Origin of the sequence: Staphylococcus argenteus (assembly GCF_000236925.1) — a bacterium.
GTDB classification, from domain to species: Bacteria; Bacillota; Bacilli; order Staphylococcales; family Staphylococcaceae; genus Staphylococcus; species Staphylococcus argenteus.
The window spans coordinates 1,858,394-1,872,934 of sequence record NC_016941.1; the positions used below are offsets into that span (position 1 = coordinate 1,858,394).

13 protein-coding genes are annotated in these 14,541 nt (G+C 29.9%); 5 read left to right on the top strand and 8 right to left on the bottom strand.

Annotated elements, in window-relative coordinates:
- Positions 1 to 66 precede the first annotated feature (66 nt).
- The 4 genes from SAMSHR1132_RS08825 (at position 67) to prsA (ending at position 3,130) form a co-directional block, all read left to right on the top strand.
- A complete protein-coding gene (locus tag SAMSHR1132_RS08825; protein ID WP_000004983.1) occupies positions 67 to 489 on the top strand; it encodes an HIT family protein in 423 nt (140 codons plus the stop codon).
- Between the two features lie 134 nt (positions 490 to 623).
- Positions 624 to 989: a YtxH domain-containing protein gene (locus SAMSHR1132_RS08830; RefSeq protein WP_000648121.1), complete on the top strand. Its 366-nt coding sequence runs from the start codon at positions 624 to 626 to the stop codon at positions 987 to 989.
- A gap of 417 nt (positions 990 to 1,406) precedes the next feature.
- Complete coding sequence (locus SAMSHR1132_RS08835) at positions 1,407 to 1,964, top strand: DUF3267 domain-containing protein (protein WP_000477952.1); 558 nt, start codon at positions 1,407 to 1,409, stop codon at positions 1,962 to 1,964.
- Between the two features lie 203 nt (positions 1,965 to 2,167).
- Complete coding sequence (gene prsA / locus SAMSHR1132_RS08840) at positions 2,168 to 3,130, top strand: peptidylprolyl isomerase PrsA (protein WP_000782132.1); 963 nt, start codon at positions 2,168 to 2,170, stop codon at positions 3,128 to 3,130.
- A 170-nt stretch (positions 3,131 to 3,300) separates the two neighbouring features.
- Here the strand turns inward: prsA and yhaM are convergent, their stop codons facing one another.
- The 8 genes from yhaM to SAMSHR1132_RS08880 form a co-directional block, all read right to left on the bottom strand.
- Positions 3,301 to 4,242, bottom strand: a complete 942-nt coding sequence (yhaM, locus tag SAMSHR1132_RS08845) for a 3'-5' exoribonuclease YhaM (RefSeq protein ID WP_001244168.1) — start codon at positions 4,240 to 4,242, stop codon at positions 3,301 to 3,303.
- A complete protein-coding gene (locus SAMSHR1132_RS08850; RefSeq protein WP_000584622.1) occupies positions 4,239 to 7,175 on the bottom strand; it encodes an ATP-binding protein in 2,937 nt (978 codons plus the stop codon). The genes yhaM and SAMSHR1132_RS08850 overlap by 4 nt, the downstream gene beginning before the upstream one ends.
- Positions 7,165 to 8,361 carry a metallophosphoesterase family protein gene (locus SAMSHR1132_RS08855; RefSeq protein WP_000238234.1) on the bottom strand — a complete coding sequence of 399 codons (1,197 nt, stop codon included), beginning with the start codon at positions 8,359 to 8,361 and terminating at the stop codon, positions 7,165 to 7,167. The genes SAMSHR1132_RS08850 and SAMSHR1132_RS08855 overlap by 11 nt, the downstream gene beginning before the upstream one ends.
- Positions 8,362 to 9,046: 685 nt before the next feature.
- The gene (locus tag SAMSHR1132_RS08860) at positions 9,047 to 9,391 is read right to left on the bottom strand and encodes a YlbF/YmcA family competence regulator (RefSeq protein WP_000290300.1); all 345 of its coding nucleotides are present in this window, start codon (positions 9,389 to 9,391) and stop codon (positions 9,047 to 9,049) included.
- Positions 9,392 to 9,466: 75 nt separating this feature from the next.
- On the bottom strand, positions 9,467 to 10,591 hold the full coding sequence (locus tag SAMSHR1132_RS08865; protein WP_000992538.1) for a DUF445 domain-containing protein: 1,125 nt from the start codon (positions 10,589 to 10,591) through the stop codon (positions 9,467 to 9,469).
- 177 nt (positions 10,592 to 10,768) lie between these two features.
- On the bottom strand, positions 10,769 to 11,233 hold the full coding sequence (gene xdrA, locus SAMSHR1132_RS08870; protein WP_000375863.1) for an XRE family transcriptional regulator XdrA: 465 nt from the start codon (positions 11,231 to 11,233) through the stop codon (positions 10,769 to 10,771).
- Between the two features lie 357 nt (positions 11,234 to 11,590).
- Positions 11,591 to 12,214: a response regulator gene (locus SAMSHR1132_RS08875; protein WP_000361976.1), complete on the bottom strand. Its 624-nt coding sequence runs from the start codon at positions 12,212 to 12,214 to the stop codon at positions 11,591 to 11,593.
- A 21-nt stretch (positions 12,215 to 12,235) separates the two neighbouring features.
- Positions 12,236 to 13,348, bottom strand: coding sequence for a GAF domain-containing sensor histidine kinase (locus SAMSHR1132_RS08880; RefSeq protein WP_000436094.1), 1,113 nt, complete (start codon positions 13,346 to 13,348; stop codon positions 12,236 to 12,238).
- 161 nt (positions 13,349 to 13,509) lie between these two features.
- Between SAMSHR1132_RS08880 and SAMSHR1132_RS08885 the strand changes: the two genes are divergently transcribed.
- A complete protein-coding gene (locus SAMSHR1132_RS08885; RefSeq protein ID WP_000669386.1) occupies positions 13,510 to 14,331 on the top strand; it encodes an RluA family pseudouridine synthase in 822 nt (273 codons plus the stop codon).
- Positions 14,332 to 14,541: the final 210 nt, after the last annotated feature.

Genomic DNA, 14,541 nt, shown 5'->3' on the forward strand with positions numbered 1-14,541 from the left:
ATATCGAATTTTTAGCGACAATGTTATAATAAATGATAATACGAGTTGAAGAGGAGTGTAGTCATCATGTCAGAAACAATTTTCGGCAAAATTTTAACTGGAGAAATTCCAAGCTTTAAAGTATATGAAGACGATTATGTCTATGCCTTTTTAGATATTTCACAAGTCACTAAAGGACATACGTTATTAATTCCTAAAAAAGCTTCTGCAAACATTTTCGAAACTGATGAAGAAACAATGAAACATATTGGAGCAGCTTTACCAAAAGTTGCAAATGCTATTAAACGTGCTTTTAATCCTGATGGCTTAAATATCATTCAAAACAATGGTGAATTTGCAGATCAATCTGTATTCCACATTCATTTCCACTTAATTCCTAGATATGAAAATGATATTGATGGTTTTGGTTACAAATGGGAAACACATGAAGATATTTTAGATAATGAAGCAAAACAACAAATTGCTGAAAAAATTCAAGCACAATTTTAAATATATGCTTAACCTATGATTGAACGGGTATATTACAATTAATATTAAAGCGATTGTGTTTGACGAAATGTCAAAAATGTTAGCACATATTAAATTTATTAATATCACAGATGATAAAAGTGAGGAGAATATAAATGAAAGCATCACGCATTCTATTCGGTATCGGCGTTGGCGTAGCAGCTGGTTTTGTAGTTGCACTGCAAGGTAGAGATGACAAAAGTGTGAAAAATAATACAATTGATAGTACTTCCCCTACTGGTTCAAAATCTGAACTGCAACGAGAAATCGAAACAATTAAACAAAGTTTCAACGACATTTTAAACTACGGAGTTCAAATTAAAAATGAAAGTACAGAATTTGGTGGTTCTATTGGTGGCGAAATTAAGTCGTTACTTGGAAACTTTAAATCTGACATCAATCCTAATATTGAACGTTTACAATCTCACATTGAAAACTTACAAAACCGTGGTGAAGATATCGGAAATGAATTATCTAAATAAAACTAGCATGATATAAATCATTACAAACATATATTGACAATAATCCAGTTATTAAAAAATATAAAATTCATTTATTTAAAACGAGATGACATCAGAAATTATTTCATTTCTTGTCATCTCATTTTTTATGAAGTAAAATCCTTGAATATACTAATTTTGAATTCCAAATTTTATTAATACCCCTATTTCTACAGTTCCCCTTTTCAAAATAATAAAAATGAGTGAATTTATTTAAGTCCATTGATTATTTTGTTGTCTTCTAATGTCTAGCTTCAAATTTTTAATTTATTGTTCTCAAAATGGTTAATTTAAAAGTGTCACGCTTGATATAAAGCGAATATAATATGTTACTATTGAATTACTAAACCTGAGTTGGTTATAATCTAACTTATATTGAAAAGAGATGAGGCGTCAGACATGTTTTTATGTAAGAGACAAATTGATATTAATGCAAGATTTGGGTTGCCTAGAATCGCCTTTATGAGTGCCGTAGCAACTATCATAATGTTTTTAATAAGCTATGAAGTAATGTACTTCTTATCGAATACGCCGTTATCAGATAGACATTTTCTCATCTTTTTATTTTTAGTTTTTTTGACCTATCCTTTACATAAAAGTATTCATTTATTATTTTTCTTACCTTATCGTAAATCATTTAAAGCGCACAAATTGACTAAAAGAAGATGGCTTATTTTTTACAATACATATGTCAATCAGCCTGTACACAAATTTTATTTTTGCATCAACTTAATTTTACCTTTGATTATTTTATCTGGTATATTCATCATGCTAACAGTTGCTTTACCACAATATGGACATTATTTTATGTTTTTATTGGCTTTAAATTTTGGTATTTCTGTTACTGATTTATTATATTTAAAAATAATTATATTTTCTAATTATGGACAATATATAGAAGAACATAGTACAGGTATTAATATTTTGAAAAAAATTAAAAATCCATATCATTTATAACAAAATAATTATAGCAAGGTGATATTATTTGTTTTTTAGCTATGTAATAGCTTACAATCAAATGTATATAGACCTTGTTTTTTTATTTAACCAATTTTTACCCCTAAACCTAATGCTATAGTCTGATGCCATATGTTATTAATTGGTGCTATTATAGAATTATGTTATATTCACGATGATTAACTTACAAAGGAGTTTCAACTATGAAGATGATAAACAAATTAATCGTTCCAGTTACAGCAAGTGCTTTATTATTAGGTGCTTGTGGTTCTAGTGCAACGGATTCAAAAGAAAATACATTAATTTCTTCTAAAGCTGGAAATGTAACAGTTGCAGATACTATGAAAAAAATCGGTAATGATCAAATCGCAAATGCATCATTTACTGAAATGTTAAATAAAATTTTAGCTGACAAATATAAAAATAAAGTTAGCGATAAGAAGATAGATGAACAAATCGAAAAAATGCAAAAACAATATGGTGGCAAAGATAAGTTTGAAAAAGCCTTACAACAGCAAGGTTTAACAGTAGATAAATATAAAGATAATCTACGTACTGCCGCATATCAAAAAGAGCTATTAAATGATAAGATAAAATTATCTGATTCTGATATAAAAGAAAATAGTATTAAAGCTTCACATATTTTAATCAAAGTTAAATCTAAGAAAAGCGATAAAGAAGGCTTAGATGATAAAGAAGCTAAACAAAAAGCTGAAGAGATTCAAAAAGAAGTTTCTAAAGATCCAAGTAAATTTGGCGAAATCGCTAAAAAAGAATCTATGGATAAAGCTTCAGCCGAAAAAGATGGTTCATTAGGTTATGTCCTAAAAGGTCAAACAGATGAATCGTTTGAAAAAGCGTTATTTAAACTTAAAGAAGGCGAAGTGTCTGACGTAATTAAAACAAGTTACGGATACCATATTATTAAAGCAGATAAACCAACTGACTTTAAGAGTGAAAAACAAAGTCTTAAAGAAAAACTAATCCAACAAAAAATTCAAAAGGATCCAAAATTACTTACTGATGCATATAAAGAGTTACTAAAAGAATATGATGTTGACTTTAAAGACCGCGACATCAAATCAGTGGTAGAAAATAAAATTTTAAATCCAGAAAAACTTAAACAAAATGGTTCACAAGGCGGACAATCCGGCATGAGCCAATAAATTAAAAAGAGCGACCGTGGTTTAATAACCTATGGTCGCTCATTTTTATTAAATTCCAAACAGATGATGCGACTGATGACAGCTGCCATTTTATTTCACATTTAATCAATGTTCAACTGATTAGGCAATCATCAATACTTTTCTCATTCATCCGAAATGTTATATTATTTTTAATCAAGTGATTCTGGATTATAGAATCGACGATTTTCAAGACCAAATATTTTGTCTGTAAACTGACCTTTGTCAGTTTTTTTATAGGCCTTTTCAAACATATTCATTCTTGCATCAATATTATCGATATAACATAAAATTTCTGCTTCTTTTAAATAAGGTAATTTTGGTGAGCCATATTCTAACTTACCATGATGAGATAAAATCATATGACGTAATAACATAATTTCTTCCCCATCAATGTTAAGTTCGCGTGCGGCTTCAACTACTTCATCGCTCGCAATTGAGATGTGTCCTAATAAGTTGCCTTCGACTGTATATGAAGTAGCAACAGGTCCACTCAATTCTCTAACTTTACCGATATCGTGTAAAATAATACCACTATAAAGCAGGCTCTTATTTAACAATGGATAAATATCACAAATCGATTTCGCAATACGTAACATTGTTAATACGTGAAAGCTTAAACCGCTTGCAAAATTATGATGATGTGAACTTGCAGCTGGATATGTGTAAAATCGTTCTTGATATTTTTTCAATAAATGACGTGTGATACGTTGTAAATTAGCGTTTTCAATATCTAGCAAATAATGAGAAATCTCTTCTTGTATTTCTGCCGGTGATAAAGGGGCACCATCTACAAATTGTTCTGTTTTTAATTGGTCTTCAGCTGTCGCTAGTCTGATTTGATTGACTTTCATCTGTTTATTTCCGCGATAGTTTATGATGTCACCTTTAACATGTACAATTTCTTCGGGCTTGATTGTTGCCATATCATTTTTTGTAGCCGTCCAAAATTTCGCTTCAATTTCACCACTTTTATCTTGCAAATGTAATGTCATGTAATCTTTACCTTGTGCAGTTACGCCTTGTGTAGCTTTATGCACTAAGAAAAAGTGATCAACTGAATCTCCGGGATTTAGATTCTCTATATTTCTCATCGTTTCCCGCCTTCCTCTATTTTGTTTAATGTTATCACTTCTTTTGATGGTACAATATTATCTTTAACACATGTGAAGTAAAGTACTTGATAGTGTTCTGATAATGATCGTAAATAATTCAACATTTTTTCAGTACGTTTTTTATCAAAATGAACAAATGCATCATCAACAATTAATGGGAAAGGATAATATGGACGTAACACTTTAATTAAGCTAATACGTAATGCTACATAAAGCAATTCTTTTGTAGATTGGCTCAATTCAACTGGATCATATAATTGTCCATTTACATGTTTTACTGTAATTGAGTCCTCATTATAATTAATCATCGTATATCTTCCATCAGTTAGATGTTTCAATATTTCTACTGCTTCATTAATAACTTGTGGCAATCGTTTATCTTTAATTTGTTTGATGTGTTCGTCAACTAAACTTTGTAAATAACTTAAACTTGCCCAATCTTTAGCAATATCGTTAAGTTGATTTTTAAGACTATGATATTCATGTCTTAAGTTTGCCAATGTTGTATCTGTCTCCATATGGTTGATTTGCGCACTTAAATCACTAACCTGTGCTTGCATTTCTAAATATTGTTCATTATATTCATCGACTTGAGTTGCTAACAAATGATCTTCTTCTTCAAGCTGTGCTGTCGTTTTTTCACTCAAACTTGAACTTAATTCATAAGAATAGTTTTGATTTTCGAGATATTTAGTCAAATCATTGAAACGATTCAAATTACTTGTGTAAGTTTGATAGTCTTCATGATGTTGATAAAAATCTTCTTCTGAAGCAACATTGATATAATCAAATAATGATTTAATTTCATTATTGTTTTCTTCTAATTGTGCTTTTAAATGATTTAACTCATTAGTTGTAAGTTTAGTATTATCAGTATTAATACGCCATTTTTCATTTGTATCTTCAGCATTTTTTAACCACTGCTGTACATCATGGAATAATGACAATTTATTAAAGTAAACAAATTGTGATTTTGTAACAGCTTCTGCATGATTATAAAATGTATCTAAATCTTGTACTAATTGTTGACGTTGTTGATTTAAGTCACTAATATGTTGATCTAATGCTTTAATATTAGCCATTGTTGAAATACTATCAACAATTAAATCATTCGAAATTTTAGATGATAAGAATAATTCATCTTTAACATTTTCAACTGTATTTTGTAATTCGTTATGTCGCCCTTTTGCATCGTTTAAACGGCCTTCAATATATTGGCGTTTTTCTTCTAAAATATCTTTATTTTTCAAAGCTTGTTGCCAATGATCACGAACGCGATATTGCTCGTCAAGATCAAAGTCTAAATCGTAATTTTCATCTAAAACAGCTAATTGTGCTTTGATTTCTTCGATTTCATCAGTAATAGCTTCACTATAGTCTACTTCTTTTGATTTAGCCATAATGATACCGATAATGAATACTAAAGTTAAAACTGCAAAAATAATACCAAACAACATATTATTTGAGATAAATGAAAATGCTGCTAAACCAATTCCTGCCAAAGTTAGAATAATAAATGTTGTACGTAATAATTTTTGACGTTTTTGTTTTTCTTGTTGTTCAATTTCAAAACGCTCTTTTAACTTACCGTACAAGTTCTCTTTTTCATTTAATTCAATGACTTGTTGAGAGTATTCTTTTTTCTTTTCAAATGTTTCCTCAGGAACGATTTTTTCTTCAACCGAATCTAATTCACTATGAATTGCATTATCTTCGATTTTATTCTCTTCTAAGCTACGTTCTAATTGTTTTATATATGCCGCTTGCTCTTGTTTATTTTTAATTTGTTCACTAACATAACTTTTCATTGCTTCTGAGCTATCAACGCCATGATGGGTTTCAGACCAGCCAATATTGGCTTGCAGTTCATCTTTATCACGTTGTTTGTTAGCAATATCTTTTTCAATCGCAGCTAATTCGAATTCTTTGTTTTTAATTTCATTTTCTTGTTGATTCAAACTATTAAACGCATCGATATCTGATTGTTTAACAGGTTCTAATTGACTAGCTTCTTCTTCAAGTTGTGCTAAACGTTCGTTTCTTAAGCCAATATCTCTTTCTAATGATTGCTTATGAGCTCTTGCCTTTTCGTAACGATCTATCCCTTTTTCAGGGAATGAAATCGGCTCAATATTTAATTGCTGTTCAAGCGACTTCCATTCTTGTGAATGATCATGTAAAGCAACCTCTTTCTGTTTTTCTTCATGCATTTTAGATAATTGATTAAGATTTTGCTTTAAATGGTCTAAGCGTCTTGATGATTTGTCTCGATCATCAACTAATCGATGGTACGTTTCCAATTTAGCTTCTTCTTCACGAATTTGACTTTCAAGTTGTTTTAATTGTTCGATTTGCTGGTTAATAATCGGATTTTTGCCAGACTTTTTATACAGTTCATCTTTTTTACGATTAATCACTTCTCGCATAGATGTAAATTCAGTAGATCCTAAAGCACCTGCCTGTAATAAATAATCTTGTAATTGCTTTTCATTTAAATTTCTATGGATATCTTGAAGCCCTAAAACATCGAATGAAAAGATACCTTGATAAGTCTTTTTAGAAATATAATTTAATTTCTTTTGAAGCCAAGCATCATCACGTACTGAACCATTAGGTAGATATACTTTTACATCACCTTGTGCACTTCCTTTAATACGCTCAACTTCTATTTCTAAACCATCATCAAGAATAAGTATGAGTTTACCACCATATTGATTTCCTAACCTTGGTTCTAATCGTGGCTCTTTAGATTTTTTAGTTGGAAAACCAAATAATATTGAGTGAATAAATGCTTGAATCGTAGATTTACCCGCTTCATTTTCACCAAAAATTTCAGTGAAGTTTTTATTAAATTCAATTTTACGTTGAACAAATTGACCATAACCGTAAATTTCAAGTGATTTAATTATCATTTTGTTCACCTCTCATTTCAGCTTTTAATATTTCTTCAGCACGATTAACCAATGCTGTATGATCAAAAGTACTATAGTCATCTAAAAACTTAGATGCACGTGGATTTAAATATAAATCTGACATTGCTTTATCAAACACACCTTGATCAACTAATAAATCCGCTGAAAATTCATTAACTAAAGGTGATTCATCATTTTGTGCATATTGAATTTTTAAATCATCGATATATACAAATTGGTTTTCATTTTCTTCATAGTCAGCAATCATTTCTTCAACTTGCAATAAATCTTGCGGAGAAATTAACGTCTCACTATTGATAATTAGTGTTAGACGATAAAATGCTTTACCTTCTTCTCTCACTTTTTCTTTAAAGCTTTGAATTACTTCATACAGACCTTGTTTAGACGTCTTATCCGTTTCTATTGTTGCTTCTTCAAATCTAATATATTGCGTTGGATAAAATTTAGTTTTTAATTTTAAATGGTCACCTTCAATTAATAAGCAACCTTTTTCACCTTGCTCATTAAAATGTCTGCCTTGAATATTACCTGAATAGTTAATTACAGGCATATCACTTAATTGTTGACGTTCATGAATATGGCCTAACGCCCAGTAATGATATAATTTACTGTTTAAATCCTCTAGTATAAATTCAGTATATCTATCATTCACTGATGATTTGCTATAAGTTCCATGTAAGACACCAATGTGTATACCCTTTTGACCTTGACTAGAAGGATATTCATCAATTTTATTTTCATAACTTGCTCTATTTTCATAACTAAAACCATGAATATAAATAGTTTCACCAGATTTAGTAATTGCTTCATAGGTCTCAACTTTATTAGAGAAAACAGAAACATTATCTGGCCAATTTGATGAAATCTTTGATGATAAAGGATCGTGATTACCATGACATACGTAAACAAAGATTTGTTCATTTTGTAAACGTTCAAATTGTTGTTTCAGGAAAATTTCAGCTCGTAACGTTCTATTTTCACTATCAAATAGATCACCTGCGATAAGTACAAAATCAACATCCTGTTGTAATGCTATATCAACAATATTCTTAAAACTTTCATAAGCACTTTTTTGAACATCTTCAAAAATTTTAGGGCTTATATGACTCTTAGATTTGAAAGGACTATCTAAATGCAAATCCGAACAATGAATAAATTTAACCATACATCCATATCTCCTTAATTTAAGGTTCTAACATCAATTTCGCAAAATCCAACTATTAAAGCTTTGTCATCACTATGTTTGAAAGATATATTTATACACCAAATTGAATAGTGATACATTAGCTGATTCATTAAAATCAGTTGATTTTTATTTTTTGTCTCACAAAAAAATTTATTATTTAATCAATAATAAAGTGCTTTAGTCAAATCGTGATGTTTCAATTATTAACAAGTTTATTATTTCTTCATTTTACCATAATACGCTTCAAAACGTCGATGAACATATGAATTTGAGGGATTTTTGTAACAGTTTATTTTTTAAATCATTAAAAATGGTGAAGTTTCTCGAATATCGTGTTCAAAAATTCAAATTTCGAAAATAAAGTCGCCCCTAATCTGATGAGTTTTCGGTATATTTCTACTCATAAAATGTCAAGAACTCTCGCAGTCATGTTGTAAGTTAAACTTCTCAACAATAGTCATGAACTTTCTCGGTAGTGTTGTTAACTCATCTAATAAGGGTTAGTCACGAGTTTTAACGTTCGTGTTGTTAGTAAACAGCTATTTATTACACATAATCGAACTTTGCTATCGAAGATTTGAAATAAATAAAAAACTGCCAACAAAGTCTCAAACTCTGTCGACAGTCATTCCCTATTCAATGGGCGTTTTAATTATATAAAGTATTAGTCAGCGTAAATTTCGTCTAAAGGTTTAACGATAATTTGGTTGATTTCTTGGAATACTTGACTCATTTTTTGTTCAGCATTCATTAATGCAGAGATGTTTTCATCTTTTTCAATTGCTTGAGCTTGTTCTTGTGCTTTTTGTAAATCTTCTTCAGCAATTTCTTCACCTTGCATTTGTTTTTGTTGGAAGTTAATTTGTGTTTCGCGGAACTCATCGAATAATTTTTTAGATTCTTCGTTCGCTTTTACATTAGCAAATGCTTCTTTGATTGCTTTGTATTCATCACTTTCTCTTAAAGCTTGTTCTAATTGATTTGCATAATCGTATAAATTTACTGCCATGGTTATAGCACTCCTTTGTTGTTGTTAACTTTTATATAAAAATGTTTCGCTATTACTTTAACACATCTCGCTTTTTTAGACAAAGATTGCAACCAGTCCTTGGAAAAATCCTATAATTCCACCTAAAATAAAGCCTAAAGACATAATAAGTTTTAATTCTTTATTTGCAATTTCAATGATTAATTTTTCAATATAATCTAATTCAAATGTGTTAATTTGTTCTTCAATTAGTCCACGTAAATCTACTTTTGTCATTATTGTCGATAAATGTTTAGACAACTGTAGAATAACTAAATCAGTTAGTTTTGCAGAAAGTTGATTTTCAAGATAGTCAATGAAATTGGGTACTAATGCAACAATTGGTTTATTTGATTGATTATTTATATAAGTTGCCAAATACGTCGATATATTTTTGGCAATATCATCAAATTGCGAAGTATTGATTAGCTCGTTTAATGGTTTATTTTTGAACGTTTCATACTCATTTGAAATAACTGATGTAACAATACCTCTCGCCTTAGGGTGCGAAGTTAATCTTATAAGTTCTTGTTGTATACGATCAGCTATGTTCTCTTTGGTCATAAACATTTGCAACATACCAATTAACTTACCTTTTTCATTAAAAAAAGTATCTAACATGTCATTAATATCTTGTGTCCCTTTTGCTGAAGATAAATAATTTCTTGCGCGATCACATAATAAGTCTGTCGCCTTATCTACTTGATTATCTAGTAAAGTTACAAATTGATTGGGTAATAGTGCTGCAATCGTCTGATCTTGATGTGTTTGATAATATCGGTTCAATTGTGATTCAATGTATTGACTTCCGTTAGTTTGTAATACATGTTTTAAATCGATATCAAACTGTGAAGTTAATTGCTGAATAGTTAGCTGATCTTTAGATATTTTTTGCAATTGTTTCTGAATCATAGAATGAATTGCTTCTTGTGATTTGCTGCTTTTTAGTTTTTCACTTATTAAAGATTCAGTAAGTAGGTGTTCTTCTATAACTTGACCAATCTTAGTTGCGATTTCTTCTCGTCTTTTAGGAATTAAGCCAGGTGTAAATGGTACTCTAAATTTAAATATATAGTATGGTTTAAAGGGGTGAAATAGCATTCTAATTGCGATTACATTCGTAATACCACCAATTATCGCCCCTACAACTATCATAAAAGTAATGATAAATAGTGCATTCATAATTTTGACTCCTTTGTTACAACATAGTTATTCATTATACCACTGTTTTGAACTTTTAATTCATTTTTCAATTTACTTTGTTGTTTGTTTTATAACTATTTTACATACAAAAAAGCGATGCCTCACCTCAAATAGGTGTTCCACATCGCTTTTATTATTTATTAAAAGTATATAGGCCTAGATATGTACTAATTCTTCTTTAGCATTTCTGTTAAAGTATGTTTCAGCTTCTCTCATTTTAGAAGTACCGAAAATTGGTTGATTATCTGGATTCAATACACGATAAATATTGCTAACTTTATTGCTTTGTAAAATGAAGCCGTTACGTGTCTCAATGTTATTCCAGTAAATATCACTTGTTGGTGCATGGTTTGGATATGCACAGTGATTTCTTGAAATTGTTTGAACGATTTCTAATGGATCACAGCCAAAAGTACTGTTTAATACTTCAGAATCTCTGAATAATGCACAAATAGAAATACAAGTTGTCCAATTTGGTAATACTCTTTCTTTTTCAATTTGTACTAATGTCTTTTTAGAAAGTCCAATTGTTTGCGCCATAGTGTCTTGCGTATAACCAGCCTCTATACGAACCATTTTAAATTTTGTTTGAATTAAATCTGTAAAACTCTGTCTATCCATTCTGTTATCTACCTTTCTGTTTGGGGAATTTTATCCGGACACAAGAAATTGCAATAATACACATTTCTTGAAACACAGATTACATCTTAATATATTTTTAATAAAATGAAAAGAGCCAATTTCACATTTGTATTAAATTTTGATCAAGTCAACAAAAGTTAAGTTTACTTTATAATGAATCAAAAGTAAACGAAGTTAAATTTTATGCATAATGTCTACATTTGATAAAACTTACACTTTTATTATGATATCAAATTTACAAAGAAAACTGTATAATAAATCCTATCGCTATGAAAAAAATCCTAATAAAACGTTGAAAATTTGACCATTTTTTGACGAATCTATAAAAAACTCACCTTAAATTAATTTATTTTCCATTGCATAGATTGCAGCTTGTGTACGATCACTTACTTGTAACTTACTAAAAATATGACTAACATGTGTTTTAATTGTTTTTTCTGACACAAATAAGGTTTCTGCAATTTCTTTATTTGTTTTGCCTTTAACCATTTCACGTAACACTTCTATTTCTCTCTTTGACAATTTATTCGTATAGTGTGGTTTTTGGCTTACCGTTTCAAATACATCCTGCGCTTTAGGATGTATCATTTTTTCACCATTCATGACACGTCTAATTGTGTCGATTAATTGCTGTGGCTCAACATCTTTCATTTCATAACCATCTGCGCCTTTATTGATGGCGGAAATCACGTGTTCGTCATCAACATAACTCGTTAAGACTAATACTTTGATTTCAGGATAATGTGTCTTAATATATTCAGTAATTTCAATGCCATTCATTTCAGGCATTACTAAATCTAATAACACAATATCTGGATGCTCATGGTCTTTTAAATATTCTAAAAATGATTTTCCATCTGAAAAATCTTGAATAACTTCTAAATTTTCAATTGTTGATAATAAAAAACGTAGTCCTTGACGAACAATATAATGGTCATCTACTAATATTACTTTGTCCATATGTTTACTCCTTAAACCATTTTATTTTATAGGAATAGTGAAATAAATTTGCGTCCCTTTAGATGGCTGTGATTGAAATGTCACTTTACCTTTTAATAATTTAACTCTTTGTTTTATATTGTTAATGCCATGTGACGAACTGATATCAACTTCATCTATATCAAAACCTTGTCCATAATCATAAACACTTATGTATAGCATTTCGTTTGTTTGTTTTAACATTAAACTTATTGAATTTGTGTCTGCATGTTTTTTTACATTATTAATGCATTCTTGTAATGCGCGATATATATTTTCTTCAATTTCATTAGACAGGTCTATCAAACCTTCTACATTCACTTTTAATTGGATTTGCATTAACTTACTATAAGCCGTCAACGCGTGCAGTAAACCTTGTTCTAGTCCGACAGGTTTAAGTTGCCATATCAGTGCACGCATTTCATTTACCGCATTTTGACTTGTCTCTTCGATTGTCTTGAATGCTTGTTTGGCAATGGTTTCATTCGTCATACCATAAGCAGCATGTGCTGTTAACTTTACAGAAAATAACATTTGATTTACTGAATCATGTAAATCTCTAGCTAAACGGTTACGTTCGTTTATTTTTGCGGCTTCTTTTTCACGATCTGTTAAATAAATACGTTTGATGGCTGAACCTAATTGAAATGCAACTGATTCTAATAATTCTAAGTCTTCGTCACTATAAATTTCAGTATTAGGCGACGCAACATTTAAAATTCCAAATTGCTCTTGTCCTGATTTAAGTGGCACCGTAGCATGATGTGTAATATCATCGTTTTGACTTGGATAAGCTTTAGACGCAAGATTTATTCGAGAACAATTAACAATATTAGAGGCTTTCATCAACCTACCTTGATTAAAAGCTTTAACACACCAACACGATCCATCCTTTATATAATGACAATGTTCTGCCATTAATGAGTGAGGTAAGTCCACATGTGAAACAAGTTCATGTTCGCCGACGCTATTTATAAAAAATATCCAACCAGTCGTGAAATTACTGCCTTCGATTAAATATTTTAAAGCGCCTTGCGTCATACTATACATTTCTGTCTCTTCATTTAAAAATTCAGCAATTTCTTTTAATAAAGCCAGTCGCGTCTTTTGTTCCATCAAATCGCTCCAATTCATTTTACGTGTATTTACTATTATACATTGAGTTATTATATTTTAAAATCTTAGACATGAACATGATAAAATGATATTGATGATTTAATAGTTATATTTCGTTGAACTGTTTTGTGATATGATATTAAAGACTATAGGAGGATTTTATGAAATTTAAAATACCAGAAAACTTTAATGACTTAAGTTTACGAGACATTTTCCAACAACTTAAGGTACCTAAAAAAGACTTACACAATTTAAACATGTCTAAAGATATTACAATTAATGGCCAACCCGCACGATTAATGGATAAAGTTCAAACCGGCGATCAAGTTGTGGTACCTACAACTGATGAAAAAAGTAATTACGTACCTAGTTATCGTTATGCACAAATTAAATATGAAGATGATGACATGGCAATTGTTATGAAGCCTAAAGGTGTAAAGACGCATCCAAATGATTTAAAAGAAAGTAACACATTGATGAATCATGTTATTTATACTGTTGACAGTGATTATGTTGAACCGATTCATCGACTGGATCAAGAAACAGTTGGATTATTAATTGTTGCTAAAAATCCTTTAATGAAAAAAATACTTGATCGTATGTTAGAGGAAAATAACATTACACGTATTTATAAAGCAAATGTTAAAGCATTGCTACCATTAAAACCACAAACGATTGATATGCCAATAGGTAAAGATAAATTCCATTCAAACAAACGTCGCGTTTCACCTACTGGTCAACGTGCGATTACACATATTTTAACTTCTAAAATGTTAAAAGAAAATGTGTGTCAACTTGAAATTAAATTAGATACTGGACGTACACATCAAATTCGTGTGCATTTAGCTGAAATTGGTCATCCAGTTATTGGTGACCCATTATATGGAGACTCAACATTGAGACAATTAGAACTTGAAAGTTATAAAATAGAGTTTGTACATCCTCTAACTAAAGAGGTCATTTCTGTTTCGTTAGATGATTAATATCGATAAATACGCATGACATTATGTCGTGTATTATTGTTTTGTAATTAAATAGCGTATTATTTGGAATCGGATATCTGAAAATTATTTCAGGTGTTCGATTTTATATTGATATTTTAGAAAAGCTTTTCATTTTAGGGAATCATTGTAGAATTCCATGTATTTTTGTTCAAATGTAGTACGTGTATTTTCGAACGACGCATGATATCA